Annotated in this window: 25 protein-coding genes; 5 read left to right on the top strand and 20 right to left on the bottom strand. The window is 58.9% G+C overall.

Annotated features, from left to right (window positions below; all coding sequences use genetic code 11):
* Window positions 1-10: 10 nt before the first annotated feature.
* The 5 genes from BMZ42_RS01035 to BMZ42_RS01015 all read right to left on the bottom strand — a co-directional run bounded on the left by BMZ42_RS01035 (window position 11) and on the right by BMZ42_RS01015 (window position 4,940).
* Window positions 11-1,333 carry a TRAP transporter large permease gene (locus tag BMZ42_RS01035; protein ID WP_091517609.1) on the bottom strand — a complete coding sequence of 441 codons (1,323 nt, stop codon included), beginning with the start codon at window positions 1,331-1,333 and terminating at the stop codon, window positions 11-13.
* Window positions 1,330-1,860 carry a TRAP transporter small permease gene (locus BMZ42_RS01030; protein WP_091517607.1) on the bottom strand — a complete coding sequence of 177 codons (531 nt, stop codon included), beginning with the start codon at window positions 1,858-1,860 and terminating at the stop codon, window positions 1,330-1,332. Before BMZ42_RS01030 ends, BMZ42_RS01035 begins: the two co-directional genes overlap by 4 nt.
* 103 nt (window positions 1,861-1,963) lie before the next feature.
* Window positions 1,964-3,235: a flavin-dependent oxidoreductase gene (locus BMZ42_RS01025; protein WP_091517605.1), complete on the bottom strand. Its 1,272-nt coding sequence runs from the start codon at window positions 3,233-3,235 to the stop codon at window positions 1,964-1,966.
* A gap of 64 nt (window positions 3,236-3,299) precedes the next feature.
* Window positions 3,300-4,349, bottom strand: coding sequence for a TRAP transporter substrate-binding protein (locus BMZ42_RS01020; protein WP_091517604.1), 1,050 nt, complete (start codon window positions 4,347-4,349; stop codon window positions 3,300-3,302).
* 123 nt (window positions 4,350-4,472) lie between these two features.
* Entirely contained in the window at window positions 4,473-4,940 is a 468-nt protein-coding gene (locus BMZ42_RS01015; RefSeq protein ID WP_091517805.1) for an Lrp/AsnC family transcriptional regulator, read from the bottom strand.
* Window positions 4,941-5,064: 124 nt separating this feature from the next.
* On the opposite strand from BMZ42_RS01015, the gene hppD reads away from it, so the two are divergent.
* Window positions 5,065-6,180, top strand: a complete 1,116-nt coding sequence (gene hppD / locus BMZ42_RS01010) for a 4-hydroxyphenylpyruvate dioxygenase (RefSeq protein ID WP_091517602.1) — start codon at window positions 5,065-5,067, stop codon at window positions 6,178-6,180.
* A gap of 63 nt (window positions 6,181-6,243) precedes the next feature.
* On the opposite strand, the gene BMZ42_RS01005 is transcribed toward hppD, so the two are convergent.
* The 5 genes from BMZ42_RS01005 to hmgA all read right to left on the bottom strand — a co-directional run bounded on the left by BMZ42_RS01005 (window position 6,244) and on the right by hmgA (window position 11,522).
* Window positions 6,244-6,441, bottom strand: coding sequence for a DUF2783 domain-containing protein (locus BMZ42_RS01005; RefSeq protein WP_091517601.1), 198 nt, complete (start codon window positions 6,439-6,441; stop codon window positions 6,244-6,246).
* Window positions 6,438-8,033, bottom strand: a complete 1,596-nt coding sequence (locus BMZ42_RS01000) for an FAD-dependent oxidoreductase (protein ID WP_091517599.1) — start codon at window positions 8,031-8,033, stop codon at window positions 6,438-6,440. The genes BMZ42_RS01005 and BMZ42_RS01000 overlap by 4 nt, the downstream gene beginning before the upstream one ends.
* Window positions 8,034-8,078: 45 nt before the next feature.
* Entirely contained in the window at window positions 8,079-9,029 is a 951-nt protein-coding gene (locus tag BMZ42_RS00995; RefSeq protein WP_091517598.1) for an MBL fold metallo-hydrolase, read from the bottom strand.
* A 7-nt stretch (window positions 9,030-9,036) separates the two neighbouring features.
* On the bottom strand, window positions 9,037-10,068 hold the full coding sequence (locus tag BMZ42_RS00990; RefSeq protein WP_091517596.1) for a fumarylacetoacetate hydrolase family protein: 1,032 nt from the start codon (window positions 10,066-10,068) through the stop codon (window positions 9,037-9,039).
* Between the two features lie 98 nt (window positions 10,069-10,166).
* Window positions 10,167-11,522 (bottom strand): homogentisate 1,2-dioxygenase, encoded by a 1,356-nt coding sequence (hmgA, locus tag BMZ42_RS00985; RefSeq protein ID WP_091517804.1) that lies wholly within the window; start codon window positions 11,520-11,522, stop codon window positions 10,167-10,169.
* Window positions 11,523-11,638: 116 nt separating this feature from the next.
* Here hmgA and BMZ42_RS00980 point away from each other — a divergent pair, with 116 nt between their 5' ends.
* The 3 genes from BMZ42_RS00980 to BMZ42_RS00970 all read left to right on the top strand — a co-directional run bounded on the left by BMZ42_RS00980 (window position 11,639) and on the right by BMZ42_RS00970 (window position 14,253).
* Window positions 11,639-12,091 carry a MarR family winged helix-turn-helix transcriptional regulator gene (locus BMZ42_RS00980; RefSeq protein WP_091517595.1) on the top strand — a complete coding sequence of 151 codons (453 nt, stop codon included), beginning with the start codon at window positions 11,639-11,641 and terminating at the stop codon, window positions 12,089-12,091.
* A gap of 48 nt (window positions 12,092-12,139) precedes the next feature.
* Entirely contained in the window at window positions 12,140-13,954 is a 1,815-nt protein-coding gene (mutL, locus tag BMZ42_RS00975; protein WP_091517593.1) for a DNA mismatch repair endonuclease MutL, read from the top strand.
* Between the two features lie 71 nt (window positions 13,955-14,025).
* Entirely contained in the window at window positions 14,026-14,253 is a 228-nt protein-coding gene (locus BMZ42_RS00970) for a DUF2093 domain-containing protein (RefSeq protein ID WP_091517591.1), read from the top strand.
* A gap of 5 nt (window positions 14,254-14,258) precedes the next feature.
* On the opposite strand, the gene lpxK is transcribed toward BMZ42_RS00970, so the two are convergent.
* From lpxK to BMZ42_RS00940, 6 genes are all read right to left on the bottom strand, one after another.
* Window positions 14,259-15,296: a tetraacyldisaccharide 4'-kinase gene (lpxK, locus tag BMZ42_RS00965; RefSeq protein WP_091517590.1), complete on the bottom strand. Its 1,038-nt coding sequence runs from the start codon at window positions 15,294-15,296 to the stop codon at window positions 14,259-14,261.
* A 1-nt stretch (window position 15,297) separates the two neighbouring features.
* On the bottom strand, window positions 15,298-16,623 hold the full coding sequence (waaA, locus tag BMZ42_RS00960; RefSeq protein ID WP_091517588.1) for a lipid IV(A) 3-deoxy-D-manno-octulosonic acid transferase: 1,326 nt from the start codon (window positions 16,621-16,623) through the stop codon (window positions 15,298-15,300).
* Window positions 16,620-17,408, bottom strand: a complete 789-nt coding sequence (locus BMZ42_RS00955; RefSeq protein WP_091517587.1) for a lysophospholipid acyltransferase family protein — start codon at window positions 17,406-17,408, stop codon at window positions 16,620-16,622. Before BMZ42_RS00955 ends, waaA begins: the two co-directional genes overlap by 4 nt.
* A gap of 15 nt (window positions 17,409-17,423) precedes the next feature.
* Complete coding sequence (locus BMZ42_RS00950; RefSeq protein ID WP_091517585.1) at window positions 17,424-17,660, bottom strand: DUF4170 domain-containing protein; 237 nt, start codon at window positions 17,658-17,660, stop codon at window positions 17,424-17,426.
* A 120-nt stretch (window positions 17,661-17,780) separates the two neighbouring features.
* Window positions 17,781-18,563 carry a 3'(2'),5'-bisphosphate nucleotidase CysQ gene (locus BMZ42_RS00945; RefSeq protein ID WP_091517584.1) on the bottom strand — a complete coding sequence of 261 codons (783 nt, stop codon included), beginning with the start codon at window positions 18,561-18,563 and terminating at the stop codon, window positions 17,781-17,783.
* A 3-nt stretch (window positions 18,564-18,566) separates the two neighbouring features.
* Window positions 18,567-19,910 (bottom strand): TldD/PmbA family protein, encoded by a 1,344-nt coding sequence (locus tag BMZ42_RS00940; RefSeq protein WP_091517582.1) that lies wholly within the window; start codon window positions 19,908-19,910, stop codon window positions 18,567-18,569.
* 124 nt (window positions 19,911-20,034) lie between these two features.
* Between BMZ42_RS00940 and BMZ42_RS00935 the strand changes: the two genes are divergently transcribed.
* Window positions 20,035-21,468: an MATE family efflux transporter gene (locus BMZ42_RS00935; RefSeq protein WP_244523103.1), complete on the top strand. Its 1,434-nt coding sequence runs from the start codon at window positions 20,035-20,037 to the stop codon at window positions 21,466-21,468.
* Here the strand turns inward: BMZ42_RS00935 and BMZ42_RS00930 are convergent.
* The 4 genes from BMZ42_RS00930 to rsmD all read right to left on the bottom strand — a co-directional run bounded on the left by BMZ42_RS00930 (window position 21,455) and on the right by rsmD (window position 25,713).
* On the bottom strand, window positions 21,455-22,336 hold the full coding sequence (locus BMZ42_RS00930) for a patatin-like phospholipase family protein (protein WP_091517580.1): 882 nt from the start codon (window positions 22,334-22,336) through the stop codon (window positions 21,455-21,457). The genes BMZ42_RS00935 and BMZ42_RS00930 overlap by 14 nt on opposite strands.
* The gene (locus tag BMZ42_RS00925; RefSeq protein WP_091517579.1) at window positions 22,326-23,663 is read right to left on the bottom strand and encodes a M16 family metallopeptidase; all 1,338 of its coding nucleotides are present in this window, start codon (window positions 23,661-23,663) and stop codon (window positions 22,326-22,328) included. The genes BMZ42_RS00930 and BMZ42_RS00925 overlap by 11 nt, the downstream gene beginning before the upstream one ends.
* A gap of 23 nt (window positions 23,664-23,686) precedes the next feature.
* A complete protein-coding gene (locus BMZ42_RS00920; RefSeq protein WP_091517577.1) occupies window positions 23,687-25,054 on the bottom strand; it encodes a M16 family metallopeptidase in 1,368 nt (455 codons plus the stop codon).
* A 104-nt stretch (window positions 25,055-25,158) separates the two neighbouring features.
* Window positions 25,159-25,713 carry a 16S rRNA (guanine(966)-N(2))-methyltransferase RsmD gene (gene rsmD, locus BMZ42_RS00915; RefSeq protein ID WP_091517576.1) on the bottom strand — a complete coding sequence of 185 codons (555 nt, stop codon included), beginning with the start codon at window positions 25,711-25,713 and terminating at the stop codon, window positions 25,159-25,161.
* Between the last annotated feature and the right edge of the window lie 2 nt (window positions 25,714-25,715).

The following is a 25,715-nucleotide window of genomic DNA, read 5'->3' as shown; positions in this document are numbered from 1 at the left end:
CGCGCCCCGATCAATAAAGCCATCGCACCATGAAAAGGGAAATGGCCGGGAACGCTGTCAAAATGACCGTCCTGACGATGTCGCTGGCAACAAATGGCGTCACTCCACGGTAGGTCTGGATAATTGGAATATCCTTAGCCATTGAATTGATGACAAACAGATTCATGCCTACCGGTGGTGTGATGAGCCCCACTTCGACGACGATCAGAACGAGAATTCCGAACCAGATCGCGAATTCTTCAGCACCCAAACCATAGTCCAGCACGCTCACAATCGGGAAAAAGATCGGAACGGTCAGAAGGATCATCGACATCGAATCCATGAAGCAGCCAAGGATCAGGTAGAAGATCAGTATCCCGACCAGGACCATCCACGGATTGTAGCCCTGAGAGGTTATGAACAATGCGGCTTCAGCGGGAAGTTGCGACAGGGCGAGAAAACCATTGTAGATGGCCGCGCCGAACACGATGAAAAAGATCATCGCAGTGGCGGATGCGGTCATCAGAATGGACTGGATAAGGGTCTCTCGTGTCAGCCCGCCGTTGACGAACGCAATCAATCCGGTGCCGGCCGCGCCAATCGCTGCAGCCTCGGTCGGGGTGAAAATGCCTGCGTAGATGCCACCGACCACCGTGATGAAAACAATCAGCACCGGCCAGACTTCGGCCAGTGCGCGGAATCGCTCTCGGTACGGCATACGCTCCGCAGACCCGGCCGAGCCAGGCGAGACGCGTACATAGATCGCGATGACGATCATGTAGCCGATGGCTGCGAGGATTCCCGGTACGAATGCCGCCAAAAACAGTTTTGCAATATTCTGTTCAGCAAGGATCGCATAGATCACCAGAACCACCGAAGGCGGAATGAGGACGCCAAGCGTCCCGCCTGCCGCCAGCGTTCCCGTGGCCAATGCGTTCGAATAACCGTATCGGCGCAATTCTGGCAAAGCCACCTGCGCCATCGTGGCGGCTGTCGCCAGCGACGATCCACATATCGCGCCGAAACCGGCACAGGCTCCAACCGCAGACATAGCAACACCACCTTTTCGGTGGCCAAGCCATGCATTTGACGCTCTGAAAAGAGCCTGAGACATTCCGCCGAGGGTCGCAAACTGCCCCATCAGCAGAAACAACGGGATAATCGAAAGAGAGTAACTGGAGAAGGTCGAGTATGTCTCGCCCTTGAGGCGTGAGAGAATGGGGACTGCACTGCCCATGATGATCCACGACCCGCCCAGCCCGACCAGCAACATTGCCAGGCCGATGGGAAGACGAAGAAAAATCAGAAGCAGAACGAGTGGGAATGAATAGATACCAAGTTCCAGACCGCTCACGAATGTCCCCCTTCAGCCGGTCCAAATTGCCTTTGGCCCGCAACGACTTCCTGAATCCGGATGAAGGTCATGTAGAACGACACCAGAATCGCTACCCCAACAGCGACCATCGCGGCAGCAAAGCCCCACCACACCGGAAACTGAAGAATGAAGGTGGTTTCGTTGTACCGCATCTTGTCGGTCATCCCATACCAGAGGCGCCAGCCGATCAGCGTGATTGCAAACGTCATCAATATTTCGGTGATGAGATCGATCACACGGTTGACGCCAGCCGGAAAGAAACTGGTGAAAACGTCCACCGTCGCATGCGCGCCGCGCAACTGACACCAGGGCAGAAATGAGAAGACAGCGAACGCGGTCATCACTTCAACCAGTTCGAAATCTCCGGGGATCGGACCCAGTCCTTGCCGAACAAATGCTCGGCCGGTGATACTGACAACAGTGAGCACCGTTATAAGGATCAGCACCAGGCCACCCAGAATGGCGAGTGCGCGCGCCAACCACTCAATGGCTGCTGAGCGTTTCATCCTGCCTGTTCTCCACCCTGTGGCTCGTGACAACGCACCCGCTTCATTGGTGTGCCAGGTCTCGGCCAGTCCATGCTTCTGTCAAATCCCTGCCCACTTTTCGTCAAGCGTGCATCACCCGAGAAAGCTCAACAATCGGACCACGATTATTGAGTGTATCGACATCAAAACCAGCGATTTTCTTGTAAACGTCGGCCGTTTCAACCAGCTCTTCTTTTGACAAGACCTCCGAGATGTCGTCGAAAACACCACCACAACGTTCCTCGACAATTTCCATGACCTGATCAGGACCGTTGCCGCGGTTCGCGTGAACGATGCGCGTGGTGGCAGGACGCCGCTCCGCCTCGTAAAGTTGCAGCGCATCCGCTGTCAGCCCTCGCTCGGCGATCGCTCGCGTCAGGACACGGGCGTCAATGATCGCCTGGGACGCGCCATTGGAGCCGATCGGATACATTGGATGCGCGGCGTCGCCCATCAAGGTGACGTTCCCTTGTGTCCAGTTGTCCAGGGGATCTCTGTCGACCATCGGATATTCGTAGCACTCGCCGCCTTCCAGCATCAGAGCCGGGCAATCGAGCCAGTCAAAACGCCAGTCCTGAAATGCCGGCAGGAAGTCGGCAAAATCGCCTTGCCTGTTCCAGTCTTCCCGGTTCCAGCCAGCACCGGGCTCATATTTCAGTTCGGCAATCCAGTTGATCAACGCTTTTCCCGTCACCGGATCAGGTGCGGAAATCGGATAGGTAACGAACTTCTGCCACTCATGGCCGGCCATCGCCATTGTTGCTCCGCTGAGCGACGGCGCTGCCATACTGGTTCCACGCCACAGGACGGCCCCGCCCCACTTGGGCGCTCCTTCGTTCGGCACCATCTGACTGCGAATGGCAGAATGGATGCCATCAGCTGCGACGAGCAGTGTCGCAGTTGCGGTGCTCTGCCGCCCTTCAGTATCTCGCAGATGGACATCAACGCCATCCTCGCATTGCGTAAAACCTGTGACGCTGACGCCGTTGACGACGCAATCGCCACCAAGTCGCGCACGGACCGCGTGATACAGCATCATCTGCAATTGGCCGCGGTGGACCGAGAACTGCGGCCAACGATAGCCCGCGCCCAGACCACGGGCTTCCTTCCAGATCAGACCGCCCTTTTTCGAAAAATAGGCAACTTCCTTCGTTCGTACGCCAATCTTGTCGAGCTCGTCACCAAGGCCCATTTCGAACAATTCACGCACCGCATGTGGCTGGACATTAATTCCCACGCCCAGCGGCCTTATCGTTGCGACCTGCTCATAGATTCGCGCGCGCACACCGATCTGATCGAGCGATAGCGCAAGCGACAGTCCGGCGATCCCGCCGCCGGCAATGATGACGTCCATTATTCCTCCGTCCACCAGAGGAATCGAGACGGAACAGCCGTCTCGATTCTCTTTTGCGACGACTTTACTTCGCGGTGTACTTGTCGATCAACGCCCGCGCTTCATCAAGCAGAGCCTGGCCCTTGATGCCCTTGCCGTCAGCTTCCTTGACCCAGTTTGCGATCACCGGTTCCGCGGCGGCTTTCCACTCATCGACCTGCTCGGCACTGAGTGTAATGATGTTGTTCTTGCGGGCTACAGCAAGTTCGCGGCCTGGTGCATCGTAATGTTCCTGCGTCTTGCCAAACAGTGCCGATACGTCCTGGCCAGAGTTGGCATCGATCACCTTCTTGAGGTCATCCGGCAGGCTGTCATATTTTGCCTTGTTCATCGCCAGCACAAACGTGGTCGTATACAGCGCATGATCGCCGCCGAATTCGGTGTGATTGCTGACCAGTTCCTGCACCTTCAGGGACGGCACAACTTCCCATGGCGTCACCGCCCCGTCGATCACGCCCTTGGACAGAGATTCGGTCACCGCCGGAATCGGCATGCCGACCGGCGTGCCGCCCAGTTCCGAGACAAGTGCCGTGATCACCCGCGTCGGGGCGCGTACTTTCATGCCCTGAAGATCGGTCATCTTCTCAACCGGCGTGCGCGAATGGATCACGCCGGGACCATGAACCCATGCCGCAAGAATCTGGAGATCCTTGAACTCACCATCCTTCATGTGCGATTCAAACAGGTCCCAGTAGGCACGCGACGTGGCCTCCGCGCTGGTCATCATGAAGGGAAGTTCAAACACTTCTGTTGAGGGAAAGCGACCCGGCGTGGAGCCCGGCAGAGTCCAGACGATATCAACGGTGCCGTCCTGCGCCTGATCGATCAATTGCGGCGGCGTGCCGCCAAGCTGCATCGCGGGGTAACGCTCGATCTTGATACGCCCACCGGATTCAGATTCAACCTTGTCAGCCCAAGGGTCCAGCACGTGTGCAGGAACGTTCGCCTGTGCTGGCAGGAACTGATGCAGGCGCAGCGTCACTTCCTGCGCTAATGTTGACGTGGTAGCGGCAAGCCAGCCGGCTGACGCCAGCGAGGCTGCAAGGACAATCGACCTGATCGTTCCGGTGTTCATATGTTCCTCCCTGATGAACCCTCCGGGAGCAGCTCCTCCTGCCGCTTTATCCCGGATCGGACGGTCGATCTTACAGAACTTTATGTAACAATAAAGATGCCTGACCTTCCTTTTCCGTAACACTCAAAGTGGCAGAGCTGTGGTCTCTTTCAGTGTTTCAAGCACGATCGCCGTTTTGACGTGCTGAACCGCCTCATGCGGCAGAAGAACGTCATTCACGAAGTTGGACAGCGACTTCAGATCCGGCGTGACGACTTTGAGGATATAGTCCATCTCACCGGTCAAAGCGTGCGCTTCCTGCACTTCAGGCAACCGGCTGAGCAGATCCGAGAAACGCCGTGCATTGTCGCGGTTGTGCGTCGACAGCGTCACGGAAATAACGTTCACGAGCGAGAAACCCAGCCGATCACGGTCGAGGACTGCGCGATAGCCCTTGATCAATCCACTCTCTTCCAGCCTCTGACGTCGCCGTGAGCACTGCGAAGCTGACAGGTTCACCCGCTCGGAAAGGTCACCGTTCGTCAATCGCGCGTCTTCCTGCAAAAGAGACAATATCTTGCGATCAAATTGATCTAGATGCTCACTTTCCATCATGAAGACCCCAGTCCATACACAAACCCCGCAACATGGTTCATCTTGCCGGGCTTGAATGCAAGCCCTTTGCAGCTCTCCGGTGTTAAAATTTGTTCCTGACAGATTTCCAGAGGAGGAAACCATGGGTCCGTTCCCACACGACGCGCCGCCTGCAAAAATTACCGAAGCCAATCCTGCGGGTACCGACGGTTTCGAGTTTGTCGAATTCGCACATCCAGAACCGGAAAAGCTCGCGGAGCTGTTCACGCGCATGGGCTACGTGGCGGTGGCCAAACACAGGACCAAGGACATCACCGTCTGGCGACAGGGTGACATCAACTATCTCGTCAATGCAGAACCTGGCTCACACGCGATGCGATTTGTCGATGAGCGTGGCCCATGCGCGCCTTCGATGGCGTGGCGCGTGGTGGATGCGCAACACGCCTACGCTCACGCCGTCTCTCAGGGAGCTACACCTTACGAAGGCAATGACAAGACGCTCGACGTTCCGGCCATCGTCGGCATAGGCGGATCGCTGCTCTATTTCATCGACACTTACGGAACGAAGGGCTCGGCCTATGAGGCAGAGTTCGAGTGGATTGGAGAGCGCGACCCGAAACCGGAAGGCGTCGGCTTCTACTATCTCGATCACCTCACCCACAATGTATTCCGCGGCAACATGGATACGTGGTGGGACTTTTACCGAAACTTGTTCGGCTTTACACAAATCCACTTCTTCGACATTGACGGACGGATCACTGGCCTCGTCAGCCGCGCGATCACGTCGCCTTGTGGGAAGATCCGCATCCCACTCAACGAGTCCAAGGACGACACCAGCCAGATCGCCGAATATCTGCGCAAATACAACGGCGAAGGCATCCAGCACATCGCGGTCGGAACCGACGGCATCTATGACGCGACCGACAAGCTGGCGGATAATGGCCTGAAGTTCATGCCTGGCCCACCCGACACCTATTATGAGATGTCACATCAGCGGGTGGTCGGTCACGATGAGCCGCTCGACCGCATGAAGCAGCATGGCATCCTGATTGACGGCGAAGGTGTGGTGAATGGCGGCATGACGAAGATCCTGCTGCAGATCTTCTCCAAGACGGTCATCGGCCCGATCTTCTTCGAATTCATTCAGCGCAAGGGCGATGAAGGTTTCGGCGAAGGCAACTTCCGTGCCCTGTTCGAGTCGATCGAGGAAGATCAGATCCGGCGCGGTGTCATCAAGCCGCAGGAAGCTGCGGAATAGGTTCAGAATTGCAAACCAACGTCATCCTTGGAGACACCGGGGATGACGTTAAGTTTAGATTGTTCACCCTTTGCGCGCCGCAGCCAACAGCGCCTGAAGTTCCTCCAGATCACCGATAGCGTTTGCCATCAGAAGGACAAGCCTGGCGTTCAGACGGGCGCTTTCGTCATAGGTCAGCCCGTCATGCGCCGCCATCAGCGCGGCGTAGAAATCATCGCCGGCTAGGCCTAGCCGGTCGCCACCGCTAGCGTGATCGCTCATGTAGTTCTCCCCGTCGCGCGTAGCCATGCGGCTGAAAGCTCTGTGGCGTCTCGACAGATGGCAGCGATGTGCTGATCCGGCCGGACAAGGTAGATGCTTCCCTCCCCGTATCGCCTCTTCACGAATTTCTCTGCGTCATGAAGGCATGAGACGTCATCGAACCGCTGCGGGTCCGAGCTCACGACGATCCCATCTACGCCGTCCGGCAATTCCGGCAAGTCGGCATCAATCGCAAGGGCTGTGAACCGACCGCCAACATGATTGAGCAGCCAGCCATCGGCGCCCAAAGGCGCATCGACCATTGCCGCACCGACCATATGCCCGCTTTCATTTGGCGATGATTGCAACGGGCTGAAGCCGAGCCCACATGGCCGCGACAGCCTGCCGGAGTTGACCAGCTTGCGTGCAAATTCGTGATCAGCCGCCAGATCCAGCACGCTGTCCCGGAAAAGCCGCTCCATATCCGTCTTTGGCGTCATGAACGAAGTTGCACGCGAGGAATTGAGGATATTCTCGTCAGCACCATGAACGCGTTCGACATTGTAGGTCTCGATCAGGCATTCCGGCGCCTCGCCACTCAGGACCATCGCCAGCTTCCAGACGAGATTGTCGACGTCCTGAATGCCGCCATTTCCGCCGCGCGCGCCGAATGGCGACACAATGTGCGCACTATCGCCGGCGAAAACGACGCGACCGTGCACGAACCGGTCAAGTCGGCGACATTGGAAGGTGTAGACCGACACCCAGTCGAGTTCGAAATCGCCATGACCGATCACACGTTCGATCCGTGGGATGACGTTTTCCGGTTTCTTCTCTTCTTCCGGATCGGCGTCCCATCCAAGCTGCAAATCAATGCGATAGATGTTGTCCGGCTGCTTGTGGAGGAGCGCTGACTGCCCCTTGTGAAACGGCGGCTCGAACCAGAACCATCGTTCAGCAGGAAACTCGGCACTCATCTCGACGTCGGCGATCAGGAATCGCTCTTCAAACACGCGACCGTCGAAATCGAGCCCCAGACAGCTGCGCACGCACGAACGCGCCCCATCGCAGGCCAGAAGCCAATCTGTTTCAAGCCTGTAGCTGCCGTCAGGGCTCTGAACGGTGACAATGGCCCCATTTGGATCGTGAGCTACATCGGTGACGCGGTTTTTCCAGCGCAGATCAATCAGGTCTGGAAAATCACGGCAGCGCTCAACGAGATATTGCTCAACGTAATATTGCTGCAAGTTGATGAAGGCCGGCATCTTGTGGCCTTCTTCAGGGAGCAGGTCAAAGCTCCAGACCTCCCGCTCCCGATGGAAAAGACGGCCGATCTTCCACGTGATCCCCTTCTCCACCATTCGCTCGCCGACACCCAGGCGGTCGAAAATCTCAAGCGTCCGCTTGGACCAGCAAATGGCGCGGCTCCCGCGCGAAACAACGTCATTGTCATCTAGAACGATGCAGGAAATGCCGTGCAGGGCCAGGTCTATGGCGGCGCTCAGCCCCACCGGCCCCGCGCCGACTATCACAACAGGGTAGCGATGCGCCGATGCCCCACGCAATTCGGGCGGCGTGGAATACTCGAACGGTTGGTAATCGTAACGCGGCAAAGGCTCCTCCCAGACGCTTGCTGCCGACCAAAGGAACGCTTGCGCCTAGCCCTGCAACGCCTCCCACATCTGCCGGTCACGCTCCGCAGTCCAGATACGGGGTGTATCGATGCCAAGCGCCTCGTCGTAGGCTCGGGCCACGTTGAACGGCAGGCAGTGCTCGTAGATCGCATAGGACGCGAATTTCGGATCGCAGGCCGCGCGGCAGGCATCCCAAGCTTCTTTCAGCGAGCCGCCCCCCTGCGCGATCCGCGCAATCGGCCGATAGGTCGACGTGACGAAATCTGCCGTATTGTCGAGTGCTTCGTTCACGAGTTTTGAGCCGACAAGAGCATCCCCTCGCCCCGGCGCGATCGCGTCGAGATCGTAAGCCCGAATTGCCTCCACGGTCTTCGGCCAGTCGCCGAAATGCCCGTCACCGCAATAACAGGCGGAGTGATATTCAACGATGTCACCGGTGAACATCACATTTGCATCCGGCACATAGGCAACGATGTCACCAGCGGTATGGGCGCGTCCGAGGAACGAGAGATCAACGCGGCGCTTGCCCAGATACAGCGTCATGCTGCTCTCAAAGGTCATCGTCGGCCAGGTCAGGCCCGGGATCGATTCATGTCCCTGAAACAGCCGCGGGAACCGTCCGAACTCGGAGTCCCAGTCTTCCTGCCCCCTCTCCACGACCATGGCACGCGCCGTATCCGACATGATGATCTCGGACGCGCCATAGGCTGATGCGCCAAGCACCCGCACTGCATGGTAGTGGCTAAGCACAACGTATTTGATCGGCTTGTCAGTGACGTTGCGGATATGCTCCACCACCTTGTGCGCCAGCCGAGGCGTTGCTTGCGCGTCGATGATCATGACGCTGTCGTCGCCGATGATGACCCCGGTGTTGGGATCTCCTTCTGCCGTGAAGGCCCAGAGGTCGCGACCAATCTCGGTGAAGGAAATCTTCTTTTCCGTCAGGTCGCCCTGCGATGCGAATTGCTTTGCCATGCCAGCGCTACCCTCGTTGCTCTGAGGAGGTAGCGGAGTTCTGAACCACCTGTTCGATGGCACCGAAGATGGAATGACCCGTCTTGTCCTTCATCTCGATGCGGACGGTGTCGCCAAACCGCATGAAGGGCGTTTTCGGGCCGCCCTGCTGGATGGTTTCGATCGTGCGGATCTCGGCGATGCAGGAGTAGCCAACGCCCCCCTCTGCAATAGGCTTGCCGGGGCCGCCATCCAGCTTGTTCGACACTGTACCGGAGCCGATAATCGTGCCGGCGACCAATGGACGGGTCTTGGCGGCGTGCGCGATGAGAGTCGGGAAATCGAACGTCATGTCGACGCCTGCATTGGCGCAGCCGAACGGCTTGCCATTATATTCGACGAGAAGTGGCAAATGCAGCTTGCCGCCATCCCATGCGTCGCCAAGCTCCTCCGGCGTGACGGCAACAGGGGAGAACGCCGATGACGGCTTCGATTGGAAGAACCCGAAGCCCTTGGCAAGTTCAGCCGGAATCAACCCGCGTAGCGAAACGTCGTTGACGAGCATCACAAGGCGGATGGCATCGCTTGCCTCCTCAACGCTGGCACCGGCGCGCACATCGTCGACGATAACTGCAACCTCGCCTTCCATGTCGATACCCCATGCTTCGTCTTCCATGACGATGGGATCGCGAGGGGCAAGGAAGCTGTCGGAGCCACCCTGGTACATCAAGGGATCCGTCCAGAACGTGGCGGGCATCTCAGCATTGCGGGCACGGCGCACGAGCTCAACGTGATTGACGTAGGCCGAGCCGTCAGCCCACTGATAGGCGCGCGGCAATGGCGAATGCGCGGCGCTTTCGTGAAACCGTTCCGACGGCAGGGAGCCGTGCTCCAGCCCCTCCGCCAACGCTTCCAGATGCGGCACGATGCGCGCCCAGTCGTCGAGCGCGCCTTGCAGATTGGCAACGAGGAACGATGCATCGGTGTAGCGCGTCAGATCCCGCGACACGACGACCAGCTTACCGTCACGCGTGCCGTCCTTGAGAGTTGCCAGTTTCATGAATTCTCCGTCACAGATTGACTTGTTCTTTTCCGGTAACAGCTGCGCCTTCGCCGCGAACCGCGATTGACGCAACGGCAGTATTGCAGGAGATCCGGCTAACTCCAATCACCTTCCGGGGTGCCGTTGAAACGTTTTTTCAGGTCGGTCCAGCAGTCGATGTAATTGTCCTGCAATGTGTCGAGGCTGGCAGCGTAGCGCGTCAGCAATTGCGGAAAGCGCGTCTCGAACATGAACGCCATGGTGTTTTCGAGCTTTACCGGCTTCAGGTCCGCGCGTGACGCCTTTTCGAATCCGGTGGCGTCGGGACCATGCGCCAGCATCATGTTGTGCAGGCTCATGCCGCCGGGAACGAAACCTTCCTCCTTCGCGTCGTACTGGCCATGGATCAGCCCCATGAACTCGCTCATGATGTTGCGATGGTACCAGGGAGGGCGGAAAGTGTTTTCGGCCACCAGCCAGCGCGGTGGGAAAATGACAAAATCGATGTTGGCGGTGCCTTCTTCGCCCGATGGCGCAGTGAGCACTGTGAAGATCGACGGATCCGGGTGGTCGAACAGGATCGCGCCGACCGGCGAGAAGGTCGAAAGGTCGTATTTGTAAGGCGCATAATTGCCGTGCCAGGCGACGACATCCAGCGGAGAATGGCCGATTTCGGTCACATGGAAGGAGCCGCACCATTTCACGATGATCCGGCACGGCGTCTCCTTTTCTTCAAACCACGCGACCGGTGTCTTGAAATCGCGCGGATTGGCGAGGCAGTTCGCGCCGATGGGCCCGCGATCCGGCATGGTGAACTTGGCGCCATAATTCTCGCAGACATAACCACGCGACGAGCCGTCCATCAATTCAACCTTGAACACGAGGCCGCGCGGCAGAACGCAGATTTCGCCGGGCTGAACTTCCATCACGCCCATCTCGGTCATAAAGCGCAAGCCGCCGACCTGCGGCACGACCAGCAGTTCACCATCAGCGTTGAAGAAATGGTCGTCGACCATGTCGGCATTGGCAACATAGGCATGGGCGGCCATGCCCGCCTGCCCGAAGACATCGCCCGCCGTCGTCATCGTGCGGATGCCCTCAATGAAATTGGTTTCCCCGATGGGCATCGGCAGGGGATTCCACCGCATCTGCGCCAGCGACAGTTCCTGATCAGCGGCATTGGGAGCCGATTTCCATGCCGGCAGCTTGAACGACTGAAATCGCTGGTGATGCTTGACGCTCGGTCGGATGCGATAGAGCCAGGAGCGCTCATTGGTGCCGCGTGGCGCAGTGAAGGGCGAGCCCGATAACTGCTCAGCATAAAGACCATAGGCCGGACGTTGCGGCGAGTTCATGCCATGCGGCAGTGCGCCGGGCAGGCTTTCGGTCTCGAAGTCGTTGCCGAAGCCCGGCATGTACGCAAAATTGTTCGCGGCAACCGCACGTGGCGACGTGCTTTTCAGTGGGCTCATCTCATTCATGACAACCTCCCAATCTGGCATTCGCGACGTCCCGTCATTTGACTTTGACGCCACGCCATATTTGTTGCATTCGTAACCATTGAAAATGCAACTATCAAGGCAAGCCAATGCCCGCCAGCGATGCGCTCGAACTGGAAAACTTCCTGCCGTACAGGCTGAACCGGCTGGCAGATGCGTTCAGCCGCGACTTCTCGCGGATCTACAAGGATCGCTTCGGCTTGACCCGTCCCGAGTGGCGACTACTGGCCACCCTTGGCCAGTACGGCACAATGACGGCAACGGCCGTCGGGCAGCATTCGTCGATGCACAAGACAAAAGTGTCGCGAGCAGTCACCGAGCTGGAGCGACGCCGTTGGTTGTCCCGTGCGGAAAATCCGCTGGATCGCCGGATCGACAATTTGACCCTGACACGCGCGGGATTGGAGGCCTACCGTGATCTCGTTCCACTGGCTCACGGCTATGAGGAATCACTGCTCGCCAGCCTGAGCACGGCTGATCGCAAGCGGCTACTGGATGGGCTTGCTATCCTTGAAGGGGTTGTCCTTCGCAAGCGTGGATAAGCTGCGAGGCACTGCACCACGCCGGCAAATTCAGCTAGACTAGCTGTCATGCGAATCCACCAGCTCACCGAAACCGTCATCAACCAGATTGCCGCTGGCGAAGTCATCGAACGCCCTGCCAGCGTGGTGAAAGAACTGGTCGAGAACGCACTGGATGCAGGCGCCAGCCGCATCGAGGTCGCGACCTCGGGCGGCGGGTTGTCCTTCCTGCGCGTGACCGATGACGGCTTTGGCATGGACGCCGATGATCTTGCGCTGGCCGTTTCGCGCCACTGCACGTCAAAGCTGTCGGATGACATCCATGACATCCGCTCACTGGGGTTCCGGGGCGAAGCCTTGCCGTCGATCGGGTCCGTCGCGCGGCTGACGATCCGCTCGCGGACAGCCGATGCGGACAATGGCCACGAGATCGCCATCGACGGCGGGCGCGTCGTGCCGGTGAAACCCGTCGCCGCCAATCGCGGCACGCTGGTGGAAGTGCGCGACCTGTTTTTCGCGACGCCAGCGCGGCTGAAATTCATGAAAGGCGAACGCGCGGAAACGGGCGCGATTACAGAAATCGTGCGGCGGATCGCGATCGCTTTCCCACATGTCCGATTTACCATTTCGGGTACGGACCGAACGACGCTCGACCTTGCCGCAACCGACAAGACCCCTGAAGGAATTCGCGATCGGATAACGCAGGTTATCGGCAAGGAGTTTGCCGACAATAGCCTGCACATCGACGCCGGGCGCGAGGACGTGCGGCTCACCGGCTATGTTTCGATTCCGTCGTTTACCCGGGCAAACTCGCTGCACCAGTACCTTTACGTCAATGGCCGGCCCGTACGCGACAAGATGCTCGCTGGCGCAATTCGCGGCGCATATGCCGACGTGCTGCCGCGCGACCGCCACGCCGTGACGGCACTTTTCATCGACATCGACCCGGCTCTGGTCGACGTCAATGTGCACCCGGCCAAAGCCGATGTGCGCTTCCGCGATCCCGGACTGGTGCGCGGACTGATCGTCGGCGCCATCCGACAGGCTTTGGCGCAGGCAGGCATCCGGCCCGCAACCACAGGCGCAGCTGCAATGATGGATGCGTTCCGCGCTCCTGAATATGCTCCACCATCCCAATATGGACACGACCGACATCGCGCGGCGCCATTCGACCTGACGCAGTCGCTGCATCGTCCGCTGGAAATGGGCTTCGGTGAATCCACTCAGGCAATGATGGAACGTTTGGTCGCGCCAAGTGCGGATGCGCGCGCTGGCCTGAACGAAACGTCTCCAGAGCTGACAGCTATGCCGCTGGGCGCGGCTCGCGCACAGGTTCACGAGAATTATATCGTTGCCCAGACTGACGATTCCATCGTGATCGTGGACCAGCATGCTGCTCACGAGCGGCTGGTCTATGAAGCGCTGAAACAGGCGCTCGCCAGCCGCGACGTGCCATCGCAGATGCTGTTGTTGCCCGAGATCATTGACCTTTCCGAGGACGATGCCGACCGGCTGTCACTCCACGCGGAGCTTTTGCGCCGCTTCGGGCTCGGGCTTGAGCGCTTTGGACCCGGCGCAGTGGCTGTGCGCGAAACCCCGGCGATGCTCGGCGAGGTGGATGTCCAGAAGCTGGTACGCGACCTTGCGGACGAGATCGCCGACACTGACACGGTCGAGACGCTCAAAGAACGCCTCGACGCCATCGCGGCGACAATGGCCTGCCATGGCTCGGTGCGCTCAGGACGACGCTTGCGACCGGAGGAAATGAACGCATTGCTGCGGCAAATGGAGGCGACGCCCGGTTCTGGCACCTGCAACCACGGCCGCCCGACCTATGTAGAGCTGAAACTGTCCGACATCGAACGGCTGTTCGGTCGTCGCTAAGGAGCGCCATGCTTGACGCGGCGCGGCTTTTATGGCGCTAAGAGCCTGGAAGAACAAGGAAGGCAAACGAAATGAACCGTTTTGAGGGTCCAGGCAGCAAGGAAGCGAAACTCCGCTATCTGGACGGTGATTTCCAGGTCGTTTCACCCGGCTCGTTCGTTCGCTGCGCCGTTACCGGCGAGGCCATCCACCTTGAAGACCTGAAATATTGGAGCGTTGCGCGGCAGGAGGCCTATGTCGACGCTGCGACTTCGCTTGCGCGTGAAATCGACGAAAACCCCGACCTTCGCAAGCGATAGAGCGCTTACTTCCGGTCCTCGATCCGTCGACGACGCCATGCGTGCATGGTGTGTTCGATGATTGCGCGCGGCGCGCCAGCCACCTGAAATTCGGCCTCGATTTCGATCACCTTGACGCGCTGACGCAGCGTGGACAGCGCGCCCTCTGCATGATCCAGCCGCACCGCGTCTTTTGCAGTGGTGACGAGCTGGAGACCTTGAGCTTCAGCCGTATCGATCAATTCCTGCGCGTCGAACCCGGAATAGAAGTGGTGATCGCCGAAACTGCGCGCCACCACCACATCACCTCCGACGGCACGCACGGTGTCGAAGAATTTTTCCGGCTCTCCAATGCCCGCAAAAGCCAGGCACCGCTGGCCGGAAATTCCATCCGGTGCCGTGGGACGGACGGATGCTTCAAAAAACGCCCTGCCGGCCTTTGCCGCCTGACGCACGACAATGTCTGCCGCTGAGCCGCTGCCGACTTTCAGCACCGCATCCACATGGCGCATCTGGTCGACCATTCTGGCGCGCAGCGGCCCGCCTGGAATGACGTGCCCATTGCCGATACCTCGGCGCGCATCAACAACGATGAGTGCGTAATCCATATGAATACGTGCGCTCTGAAAGCCATCGTCCATGATCAGAAAATTGCAGTCCTGGGCGATCAACGCGCGGGCACCTGCCGCACGGTCAGCCGTCACAGCAACGGTGGCCGCGCGCGCCAGAAGCAAGGGCTCATCGCCGACATGACGTGCCACGTCGTTGACGATATCAACCAGATGCGCCTCGCCGCTAACCGTACCGCCGTGGCCGCGCGAAAGAATGCCAGGCGTCAGTCCCATCGCCCGCGCCTGCCGGGCAAGCGCTATCGCAATCGGTGTCTTGCCCGATCCCCCCACAGTCAGGTTGCCGACGCAAAGCACAGGCACGTCGAATTTTTCACGACGTGCAGACACCATACGCTTGCCGGCGACCGCAGCATACAGGCTGGAGATCGGCCACAGAGACCAGGCGCGCCAGTCAGCTCTCGACCACCAGAATGGAGGCGCTTCGCTGACCATACTAGCTGCCGTTGCCGTTGCCGGAAGATCCGAGGCGCGCCTGCACGATCAGCGGATGAATGTAAGGATCAAGCGCCTGCAATGTCCGCGACAACGCACCGCGCATTTCCTCGACCGCCTTGCGGCCGCCCTCGATCATCTTGCGGCGCTCGGAATAGTTGTTGAGCAGATAATTCACGGCCCCTGCCAGAACTTCCTTGTTGCGCACGAAGCGCGCCCCACCATGCGCGGACAATTTCTGATAGGCGTCGCGGAAGTTCTGCACGTTGCGACCAGACAGAACCGCTGTATCCAGCATCGCCGGCTCAAGCGGATTCTGGCCGCCCTGGCCAGTCAACGAACGCCCGACAAAAGCAATCTCCGTCAGGCGCAAATAGAGCCCCATCTCGCCAATCGTATCACCAAGATAGATGTCAGTCTGCGGGGTGATCGCATCTCCGAGACTGCGGCGTGCGACAGTCAGGCCGAGGGCTTCTGCCTCTGCAGCAATTGCCGCACCGCGCTCCGGATGGCGAGGCACGATGACGGTCAGAATGTCAGGATGGCGCGCTTTCAGGGATTGATGCACCTCAACCGCGGCCAGCTCCTCACCTTCATGAGTCGAAATGGCCGCCCATACCTTACGCCTGCCGATCTGCCCCTCGATCAGCTCCAACTCCGCGTCGTCAACCGATGCCGGATCGGTGTCGACCTTGAGATTGCCAGATACCGTGACAGGGCGAGCGCCGAGCTTTGCAAAGCGCTCCGCATCCACCTCGGATTGGGCCACCACATGCGCCAGATTTTCGAACAAGGCCTCCGCCAGATAGCTGCGCTTGGTCCAGCTGGCAAAGGAACGATCCGAAAGGCGACCATTGACGAGAACCTGCGGAACCCGGCGCGCGCCAAGTTCAAGGATCGTCATGGGCCATATCTCCGACTCGGCCATGATCGCGAGATCCGGCTTCCAATGATCCAGGAAGCGACTGATCGCCGGCTTCAGATCCAGCGGCACATACTGATGAATGATGATCTGGCCGAGCCGTTCGCTGGCTACCTGGGCGGAAGTGACCGTGCCCGTGGTCAGCACAACATTGATGCCAAAGCCGGCCAGCCGCTCGATCAGCGGCGTGACAGCCAGTGTCTCGCCAACGCTCGCGGCGTGAACCCAGATCAATGGCCCTTCGGGACGGGGGTGCCCTGCACGGCCATAGCGCTCGCGCCGGCGTACATGCTCTTCCTTGCCGCGGCTGGCGCGCCACGCAACATACGAGCCGATAAACGGATAGACCGATGCGCCGGCCCAGCGGTATGCAGTCAGAATTGCGCGCGCCCAGCGTTCACTCATTGCAGACCATCGACCATTTCATAAGCGCGGGAGGTCGCAGCATTGAGGGAAGCTGTCACCTCCTGGCGCTTGAGTTCAAGCGTGTCGGCATCTGCGTCCGCAGGAACGTAGACGACCTCGCCAATGGCCAGAGCCCGCCGACCAAATGGAAGGTTGATCGCCGTCTTGTCCCAGCTGCGCTCCAGCACCTTGCGACGGCTGGTCGCAATCGCAATCGGCACGATCGGGCGGCCCGAGATGCGTGCGAGCGTCACGATTCCAAGCCCCGCCTCACGCGGCGTTCCATGAGGAATATCGGCAATCATTGCGACGTTGCTGCCACCATCAAGCTCCCGCTTCAACGCAATGAGGGCACGTGCACCGCCTTTCCCGACATTGCTTGAATCCGTGCGCCCACCAGAGCCCCGGACAATGTCGAAACCGAGACGACTTGCTACAGCGGCATTGAGTTCCGCATCCGCACTGCGTGAGAACATCGCAACGATACGATTATTGCGCGGGTTGATAACCGGGCCGAGAAGATGCTGACCATGCCACAGGGCGGCGATGGCAGGCGTGTGCGTCGAAATCACAGCCTCGATATCGTCTGAACCATCGACCGCCGGGTTGGTCCGATAGACAAACTTCACAACGCCCGCAATCAGCACCACAAGCGCGTGCTTGACGACCGTCGAGCGCGCAAGCGGCTGGCGTATCCGTTTCCAAAATCGTTTAAGGGGGCGCGACTTCTTGACTGGCCCGTCCCCTCTGCCATCAAGAGAGGCTGAAACGGAGTGTTCGTCCATACGTTGGTATTCTTCTTAATTGGTCTGCGGATCGAGAAGACGGTGCAGATGCACGATAAAATAACGCATCAAAGCATTGTCCACCGTCTCCTGCGCCTTAGCTTTCCACGCAATTTCGGCAGTTTTGTAGTCAGGAAAGATCCCGACGATGTCGAGTTCATCGAGTTTCTTGAAACGCAGATCGTCCAGTGACGTCAGTTCTCCACCGAACACCAGATGCAAGAGCTGCTTGGATTCTTTATCTTCGGCCATAACGGTTCCCAAATGTCTGAAAAAGGGAAGGCACTGCGATCATCCGCGCCATGCCATAACCACCACCCTCTAGATCAAATCGTTACGATTTGAAACCATGACGTGATCAGGTCACGATTGTCACACTGCAATTAGTTTGGCCATTTCATCCAGCAATGTGCCATGCCCAGCCACCAAGGACCCATGGCGTGGATTAGCACCTGCATAGAACGGGGCTGCGCCGTGCGCATTCAGCAAGCCTCCCCCCGCACGCCTGAGGATCAGATCGGCAGCGGCCAGATCCCAATCATGTGAATTCGGCTTCACAAAGGTTGCATCAATGTCGCCTTTGGCGACCATGGCAATGCGATATGCCAGCGATGGCACATAGGGCACGCTCTCGCCGCCCAGCAAATGAGCCGGCAACTGATCGAGCATCGGCTTCGGGCCTCCGATAATGGGGCCATCGGCGTTTGAACCATTGCTGACATGAATGGGCGCACCATTGCACAAGGCCTGCCCAGACAGCGTTGCTTCATACCGCTCCCCCAGTACAGGACAATCGAGAACGCCAACAACAGACCGCCCTTCCTCGACCACGGCGATAGAAATGCACCATGTCGGCTTGCCCGCGATAAAGGCCCGCGTCCCATCGATGGGATCGACCACAAAGGTACGCCGTGCCGCCAGGCGAGCGGAGTTATCGACGGTTTCCTCCGACAGCCAGCCATAATCGGGTCGCGCGCTGCCAAGTGTCTCCCGCAGATAGGTATCGACTGCAATATCGGCTGCAGAGACAGGCGATTCACCAGCCTTCATCCAGGTTTCCGGATTTTTCTGGAAATAGCTCATCGCAATCTCACCGCCCTGGCGTGCGGCATTCCGGATAAGGGTGAGATCAGCTTGCAGTTCCTGCGGGTCCATCCTCTATTCCCCCGCCAACATCATGCCGTCCACCAACAATGTCGGTGCAGCGGTGCCGAAATTCCGGTCAAGATCATTGGCCGGCACAAGATTCAGGAACATGTCCTTCATGTTCGCGGCAATCGTCACTTCCGCCACAGGCCATGTCAGTTCGCCGTTCTCGATCCAGAAACCGCTCGCACCGCGTGAGTATTCGCCGGTGATCATGTTCACCCCCTGCCCGAACACTTCCGTCACATAAAAGCCGGTCTTCAGCGAGGCAATGAGTTCCTGCGGAGATTGCTCGCCGGGCTCAATGGCAAGGTTTGTCGATGAAGGAGTAACGGAAGACGCCGCGCGTACTCCTCTTCCGTTGGTCACGAGAGCGAGTTCTCTTGCGGCTGACGTCGACAGGAACCAGTGCTTCAGGACACCCTCTTCAATCATTACCAAAGGCTGACCTTCAATGCCTTCCCCGTCAAAAGGTCTGGAAGACTGACCACGCAACTTCAGAGGGTTGTCTGTGATCGTGATTGCAGACGATGCGACCTGCTTGTTCATGCTGTCGCGCAGGAAGCTGGTCTTTCGCGCGACCGATGCCCCGTTGATCGCGCTGGCAAGATGACCTGCGATGCCTCGAGCAACGCGCGGATCAAAAACCACAGCGACCGGACCCGTTTTCGCCTTGCGGGCGCCAAGACGCTTGACCGCACGCTCTCCCGCACTGCGGCCAATGGAACCAACTGCGTCGAGATCAGCGAAGTGGAGTCTGGACGAGTAGTCGTAGTCGCGTTCTTTGCCAGTGCCCTCGCCTGCAAGAACGCTTACCGAGCGCGAGAACCGCGAGGCCGCGTAGTCCCCCAGAAAGCCATGCGACGTTGCAAGGACTAGGCCACCCATGCCTGCGGAAGCCCCTGCACCGCCCGAATTGTTGACCCCAGGCACAGCAAGCGCTGCCTCCTCCAAGGCCAAAGCATCCTCTCGCAATCTATCTGCCGACACTTCGGTTGAATCGAAGAGATCGAGATCCTTGGGCGAACGTGCAAGCAGCGCTTCATCGGCGAGGCCCTGCCATTCATCTTCTGGCGACGCCTTCGCCATCGCCACAGCTCGCTCGGCAAGGACAAACCGATCGGAAGAAGCGTTTGCAGACACCGATGCGACGCGTTTGCCTACAAAAACCCGCAACGAAATGTCGTCGCTCTCAGATGATTGCGTTCCCTCGACCTTTCCCAGGCGGACCGACACGCTGGTCGATCGGGAGCGCACGGCAACCGCATCGGAGGCGTCCGCACCTGCGCGTCGCGCGGCCTCAACCAGCGAAGCGACAATATCGACGAGATTCCGGGAATCTATTTTCTGGGTCATGTTCTGGGAAACATCCGCATCGCTAGCTCTGGTGGTAGTCCATCTATGGCTCCCGACCCGCGGATGCAATGCTCCCTGCGCATGCAATTCATGCTAATAGCATTGCAAACACCAAGCGAGTCTCATGGCCAAGCCCTCAAATCCCCCCAACCATCAGGCGAAATTCGTCACCGGATCAACGATGCGTCACGTCGCGGTGATGACAGCAACCGGGTCCATCGGCCTCATCGCCATCTTCATCGTTGATGCGCTCAACCTGTTCTACATTTCCATGCTGGGCGTACAGGAACTCGCGGCGGCGATCGGCTTTGCCAGCACGCTGATGTTCTTCTTCGTTTCGGTGTCGATCGGCTTCACGATCGCATCTTCGGCACTTGTCTCACGTGCGCTCGGGCGTGGTGAACGTGCCGAGGCTGCGCGCCATGGTGGTGCCTCGATGCTCTTCATCGGCCTCGTGACCGGCTTTATCACCATTGCCGCGTGGCCGTTTCTCGACACCTTGGTGGGCCTCCTCGGCGCGACAGGCGAAACGCGCGAGCTCACCACGGCTTTTCTTCAGATCGTGATGCCGTCAACGCCGCTGGTCTCGATGGGAATGGCAACGACCGGCATCATGCGCGGTGCGGGTGATGCGCGACGGGCAATGTATGTGACGCTGACCGGTGGCATCGCGACTGCCATCCTCGATCCGATTCTCATCTTCGGATTTGGCCTTGGGCTGGAGGGCGCTGCGATTGCAACAGTGCTCTCGCGCGTCGTGCTGCTTGCTGTCGGCATCCATGGGGCCCATGTCGTGCATAGGCTCATGGCCATGCCGGATCCGCGCAAGCTCGCCGAAGTTGCCAAGCCCTTCTTCGGAATTGGCCTGCCCGCGGTTCTCACTCAACTGGCGACCCCCGTGGGCAACGCTTACGTGACCATCGAGATGGCGCATTTTGGAGACGAATCTGTTGCCGGCTGGGCAATTGTCGGTCGCGTAATTCCGGTCGCCTTCGGAGTCATTTTTGCACTGTCAGGCGCGATCGGCCCGATCCTCGGCCAGAACTACGGGGCCCGGCGCTATGATCGGCTCAATACAGCCATGCGCGACGCATTGATCTTTGTGATGGTCTATTGCTGCGTCGTCTGGGCGCTGCTGGCAATTTTCGCACACCCCATCGCCGACCTGTTTGGAGCAACGGGAGCCGCGCGCGATCAGGTGGTATTCTTCTGTGTCTTTGCCGCCGGAACGTTCCTGTTCAACGGAGCTTTGTTCGTCGCCAGCGCTGCATTCAACAATCTGGGCTTCCCGACCTATTCCACCCTGTTCAACTGGGGCCGCTCGACGCTCGGTATTATCCCTTTCGTCTGGATCGGCGCAAAATACTATGGTGCCCTCGGCGTTCTTGGTGGATGGGCTCTCGGGGCCGTGGTGTTCGGGATCGGCGCAATGATCGTCGCGTTCCGCGTTGTCAGAAATATCGGCAGCAGCGCACCGCCCAGCCAGTTGGATTTGCCTCCGCCTCCACCTGCTGCTCAGTCACCTTTTTCGACCGGCAAGGCCTCTACAATCCAGTAGGCTCAATCTCGTCGTGAAACCGCGCAACAGCATCGTCTATCGCGCGTTTCAATTCGTCCTTGATGTAGGCTGTATCTGCCATCACCTTCTCGACCTTCAGGAAATCGAGCACGCCGAAACGAGATACGGATGGCCGCAGCAATATCTGCGGACGTACCTGCTGCAACTTCAGGGCGACGATGGATTCCATCATGATCTGGCTCGCGCCAAACAAAAGCTCAATCGAGCCCGGTTCAGGTGGACGGTCGTTCTTCTCAGGTGCCCCGATCACGTCAACAGCGATGACGATGTCCGCATGTTCGGACACGAGATCGAACGGGATCGGGTTCACCATCCCACCGTCTATGAGCAAACGTCCCTGGTAGCGGATAGGGCGGAATACAGCGGGTAACGCCGCCGATGCCGAGAGCGCCGGGAACAGACTTCCATGGGAAAACACCACCTCGCGATGCGCAAAGTAGTCTGTCGCAACGATCTTCAGCGGAATGTGCAACTCTTCGAATGTTTCCGGGATATCTTCCGGCAAAAATGCGCGCAGAACACGCTCGATATTGAATTGGCCCAGTCGCATCCCACCCTTGAAAAGGTCTGAGAGTGTCTCGGGACGCGACCGCCAGATACGCGAAGCCACCTCTGACGAATTGCCAAGGTTTCCGACAGCATAGTCGCGTATATCCTGGCCCGACATGCCTGCGGAAACGCCCGCAGCCATGATCGCACCTATCGACGCACCAGACACAGCGACGGGCCGAATGCCCAGCTCATCGAGCGCGTCGATCACGTGAATATGCGCGAGCCCACGCGCACCCCCACCGCCAAAAGCAACGGCGAATGTGGGGTCGTGGCGCTTACGGCTGCTAACCGCCATTGCCAGCGGTTTCAGGACCAATAATCAACACGGCAGGCTTTGCCTTCAGCAAACGTTCTGCAGCGGCTTTCACCTGCTCCAGTGTCACCGCTTCGATATAGCCGACACGACGGTCGATATAGTCGACGCCACGGTCATCGATCTGGAGCTGAACCAAAGTGCTGGCAACCGAAGATGACGAATCCAGATTGTTGATCGGATAGGCGCCGACGAGATAGGTCTTTGTTGCTTCCAGCTCTTCTTCTGTCGCTCCCTCATCCAGAAATGTCTGGATCGTGTCGCGGATCACCTGAAGTGTTTCCTGCGCTCGGTCAGCGCGCGTCGATGTTCCGATGAACAGCGAGTTGGAATAATCGCCGTTGATCAGTCCCGAGCCAACGCCATAGGTCAGGCCGCGCTTTTCGCGAACCTCATTGAAGAGGCGCGAGGAAAACACACCGCCTCCGAGAATGTGGTTCATCAGGAACGCAGGAAAGAACTCCGGATCGTCGCGATCAATGCCGGGGTAGGTCATCTGCAACGTCGATTGCGGAAGATCGTAGGGGTAGAGGACGACCTGATCGAGCTTCGGCTCGACGAAGGGAATTTCCGTCAGTTCGGCCTGTTCCGGCAGCTCGCCGAAGACGCGATCCAGTTCGCCTTTCAACGTCTCGGCATCAATCGCGCCAACCACGGCAATGTAGAAATTGGAGCGCGCGAAAGTCCGCTTGTGAAGGGTCTTCAGATCTTCCTGCGTGATGGCTGGCAACGATTCGAGCGTTCCGCCTGCGCGGCGCGCATATGGATGATCGCCGTACAGCGCCTTTGCATATGCCTGTTGGCCAAGCGCTTCCGGATCGCGCATTTCACGCTGGATACCGGTCAGCATTTGGCTGCGGATACGATTGACCGGCTCTTCGTCGAAACGAGGGTTGTTCACGGCAAGGCTGAGCAACTCAAATGCGTTGGCGCGCTCATCTGCAAGCGTGCGCATCTGTCCCAAAACGACATCCTGCCCGGCAGTGAATCCGATCTCTGCGCCAACATCGTCAAGCCGTTCCTGAAAGGCGTCCGCGTCCAGGTCGCCGGCACCCTCATCGAACAGACCGGTCATCAGCGTGGTAAGCCCTTCCTTCCCCGCGGGATCCTGTACCGAGCCACCCTTGAACGCGAAGCGCACGGAAATGATCGGCACCGTGTAGTCCTCGACCAACCAGACCTTTATGCCCTTGTCGGTCGTGATCTCCTGGATATCGACTGCCGCACGCGCTGCAACGATTGCCGGGAATGTCAGGAATGCCAACGCCAGCAGCATGACGGTGAGCGTATTGGAAATCCGTTGTGTCATAGTTTCACCAGGCTGGACGCGAGTCATGAGCGATCGTCCTCTACCGGAAGAAGATAGCCCGTTACCGAACGGCGGGCGTCGAGATAGCGAACCGCGACAGCCTTGACCTGGTCTGCCGTGACAGCATTGATCCGCTCCGGATAGGCGGCGATTTCCTCAACCGTCCCGCCAGTAGTCAGTGTTGCACCGTAAATACGCGCCATGCCCGACTGATCGTCGCGGGCAAAGATCATGGACCGAACCGCACGCTTCTTAGCCTTGGCAAGTTCGTCCTCGGTGATGCCATCCTTGAGGATCTTCGCCACCTCGGCGTCGATCGCCTTCTCGACGTCCTCGATCGTCGCATCGCCCCGTGGCGAGCCGTAGATCGCAAAGGTCGTGTCGTCGAGCGCGGTGCCCTGATAGTAGGCACCCGCACCCGAGGCCAGACCGTTCTTCACCACGACTTCCTGATAGATGCGGCTGCGCATGCCCCCGCCAAGAACTTCGCCAAGGATCTCAAGCGCTTCTGCCTCGCCATCCTTCGCCGTAGTGTAGGAAGGGACAACCCAGCGCTTCGAATAGGACGGGACGCCGACACGGGCATCATTCATCGTGACAATGCGACGCGTGTTCTGTTCCGGCTCAACCGGGCGCACACGAGGCGGCAAATCCGGGCCTCGTTCTACAGCGCCATAGGTTTCCTCTGCCAGCGTACGAACGGTCGCCTCATCCACATCGCCGGTGACAACCAGTACGGCATTATTGGGCGCATAGAACTGCTGATAGAAATCGACCGCATCGGCGCGATTCAGCTGCTCAATTTCCTGCATCCACCCGATTACCGGGATCCGGTAGGGATGGTTCTGATAGAGGGTCGCGCTTACTTCTTCGCCGTGGAGCGCCTGCGGGCTTGATTCCACGCGTGAGTTTCGTTCCTCGATAATGACGTCCCGCTCTGGCCCGATGACGTCGTCGGTCAGCACCAGATTTCGCATCCGGTCGGCCTCAAAACTCATCATCGTCTTCAGTTCGGTCGGCGCGACCTGTTGAAAATAAGCCGTGTAATCATAGGACGTGAAAGCGTTTTCCCGTCCGCCAACCTTGGAAATGTAGCCGGAAAATTCGCCGGGGCCGTGCGTGCTGGTGCCCTTGAACATCAGATGCTCGAAGAAGTGGGCGATGCCGGACTTGCCAGGAGCCTCATCGGCGCTCCCAACCTTGTACCAAAGCATATGGGTGACCACCGGTGCGCGGCGGTCAGGGACCACCACCACTTCCAGACCATTGTCCAGCGTGAAGTGCGAGACGTTGCCTGCCTCCAGCGCAGATGCTGCAGTCACAGGCACCACGAGAAACGCAGCCAGGGCTGCGGACCGCAACGCAAGGCTACAATCGGGAATCAGCTTCATCGAAACTTCCTTCTTCCAAGCATTGCGAGAATTAACGCCTTGGGGCGAACTTGCAATCGGAACCAGACAAGATGCCAACTCATCCGGCGGAAGAATGACGAAAGTCAGGCGCGGTCGCAGAATGTCACAGACGTTTCGCCATAATCGCGCCGATCCACAGCAACCAGACCTGCGGGTGTCGCAAACGGCGTCGCCGAAGCTTCCTCTACCAGAACGAGCGCGTCGTGCTTCAGCCACCCTCCCGCTATTGCTGCAGTCAGGGCTTTCTCAGCAAGGCCTTTGCCATAAGGCGGATCGGCGAACACGATGTCGAACGGCGCGATTGTTCCTGCCTCGCCCAAAGCGGTGGCATCGCGCCGAAAAATCTTCGTGCGACCCTGCAGCCCCAATGTTTCAACATTGGTGCGGATCAACCCGCGGCCCTCTGCGGACTCTTCGATAAAGACGCAGTACGACGCGCCCCGAGACATCGCCTCAAGGCCGAAGGCTCCGGTACCGGCGAACAGGTCCAAGACCCGCGCGCCGGCCAGCTTGTCCGCATAAGAGTGGGACAAGACATTGAACAGGGCTTCCCGCGTCCGATCCGTGGTGGGCCGGATGCTGTCGGAACGCGGCGACGCAAGAGGTCGCCCGCGAAATTCACCACCGACAATCCGCATTT

The sequence above is a fragment of the Aquamicrobium aerolatum DSM 21857 genome, from assembly GCF_900113935.1.
GTDB lineage: Bacteria > Pseudomonadota > Alphaproteobacteria > Rhizobiales > Rhizobiaceae > Aerobium > Aerobium aerolatum.
Note: the sequence above shows the minus strand (reverse complement) of the source record. Positions and strands in the feature narration are given on the sequence as shown.

Excerpts from the sequence above, each read along its gene's own strand:
- BMZ42_RS01005 (WP_091517601.1), bottom strand. The coding sequence starts at position 6,441 with ATGAGCGATCACGCTAGCGGTGGCGACCGGCTAGGCCTAGCCGGCGAT.
- BMZ42_RS01020 (WP_091517604.1), bottom strand. The coding sequence starts at position 4,349 with ATGAACACCGGAACGATCAGGTCGATTGTCCTTGCAGCCTCGCTGGCG.
- BMZ42_RS01030 (WP_091517607.1), bottom strand. The coding sequence starts at position 1,860 with ATGAAACGCTCAGCAGCCATTGAGTGGTTGGCGCGCGCACTCGCCATT.
- lpxK (WP_091517590.1), bottom strand. The coding sequence starts at position 15,296 with ATGGTCAGCGAAGCGCCTCCATTCTGGTGGTCGAGAGCTGACTGGCGC.
- BMZ42_RS00920 (WP_091517577.1), bottom strand. The coding sequence starts at position 25,054 with ATGAAGCTGATTCCCGATTGTAGCCTTGCGTTGCGGTCCGCAGCCCTG.
- BMZ42_RS00980 (WP_091517595.1), top strand. The coding sequence starts at position 11,639 with ATGCCCGCCAGCGATGCGCTCGAACTGGAAAACTTCCTGCCGTACAGG.
- waaA (WP_091517588.1), bottom strand. The coding sequence starts at position 16,623 with ATGAGTGAACGCTGGGCGCGCGCAATTCTGACTGCATACCGCTGGGCC.
- BMZ42_RS01025 (WP_091517605.1), bottom strand. The coding sequence starts at position 3,235 with ATGGACGTCATCATTGCCGGCGGCGGGATCGCCGGACTGTCGCTTGCG.
- BMZ42_RS00970 (WP_091517591.1), top strand. The coding sequence starts at position 14,026 with ATGAACCGTTTTGAGGGTCCAGGCAGCAAGGAAGCGAAACTCCGCTAT.
- hmgA (WP_091517804.1), bottom strand. The coding sequence starts at position 11,522 with ATGAGCCCACTGAAAAGCACGTCGCCACGTGCGGTTGCCGCGAACAAT.
- BMZ42_RS00950 (WP_091517585.1), bottom strand. The coding sequence starts at position 17,660 with ATGGCCGAAGATAAAGAATCCAAGCAGCTCTTGCATCTGGTGTTCGGT.
- BMZ42_RS00925 (WP_091517579.1), bottom strand. The coding sequence starts at position 23,663 with ATGACACAACGGATTTCCAATACGCTCACCGTCATGCTGCTGGCGTTG.
- rsmD (WP_091517576.1), bottom strand. The coding sequence starts at position 25,713 with ATGCGGATTGTCGGTGGTGAATTTCGCGGGCGACCTCTTGCGTCGCCG.
- BMZ42_RS00955 (WP_091517587.1), bottom strand. The coding sequence starts at position 17,408 with ATGGACGAACACTCCGTTTCAGCCTCTCTTGATGGCAGAGGGGACGGG.
- BMZ42_RS00990 (WP_091517596.1), bottom strand. The coding sequence starts at position 10,068 with ATGAAACTGGCAACTCTCAAGGACGGCACGCGTGACGGTAAGCTGGTC.
- BMZ42_RS00995 (WP_091517598.1), bottom strand. The coding sequence starts at position 9,029 with ATGGCAAAGCAATTCGCATCGCAGGGCGACCTGACGGAAAAGAAGATT.
- BMZ42_RS00935 (WP_244523103.1), top strand. The coding sequence starts at position 20,035 with ATGGCCAAGCCCTCAAATCCCCCCAACCATCAGGCGAAATTCGTCACC.
- hppD (WP_091517602.1), top strand. The coding sequence starts at position 5,065 with ATGGGTCCGTTCCCACACGACGCGCCGCCTGCAAAAATTACCGAAGCC.
- BMZ42_RS00930 (WP_091517580.1), bottom strand. The coding sequence starts at position 22,336 with ATGGCGGTTAGCAGCCGTAAGCGCCACGACCCCACATTCGCCGTTGCT.
- mutL (WP_091517593.1), top strand. The coding sequence starts at position 12,140 with ATGCGAATCCACCAGCTCACCGAAACCGTCATCAACCAGATTGCCGCT.
- BMZ42_RS00945 (WP_091517584.1), bottom strand. The coding sequence starts at position 18,563 with ATGGACCCGCAGGAACTGCAAGCTGATCTCACCCTTATCCGGAATGCC.
- BMZ42_RS01015 (WP_091517805.1), bottom strand. The coding sequence starts at position 4,940 with ATGGAAAGTGAGCATCTAGATCAATTTGATCGCAAGATATTGTCTCTT.
- BMZ42_RS00940 (WP_091517582.1), bottom strand. The coding sequence starts at position 19,910 with ATGACCCAGAAAATAGATTCCCGGAATCTCGTCGATATTGTCGCTTCG.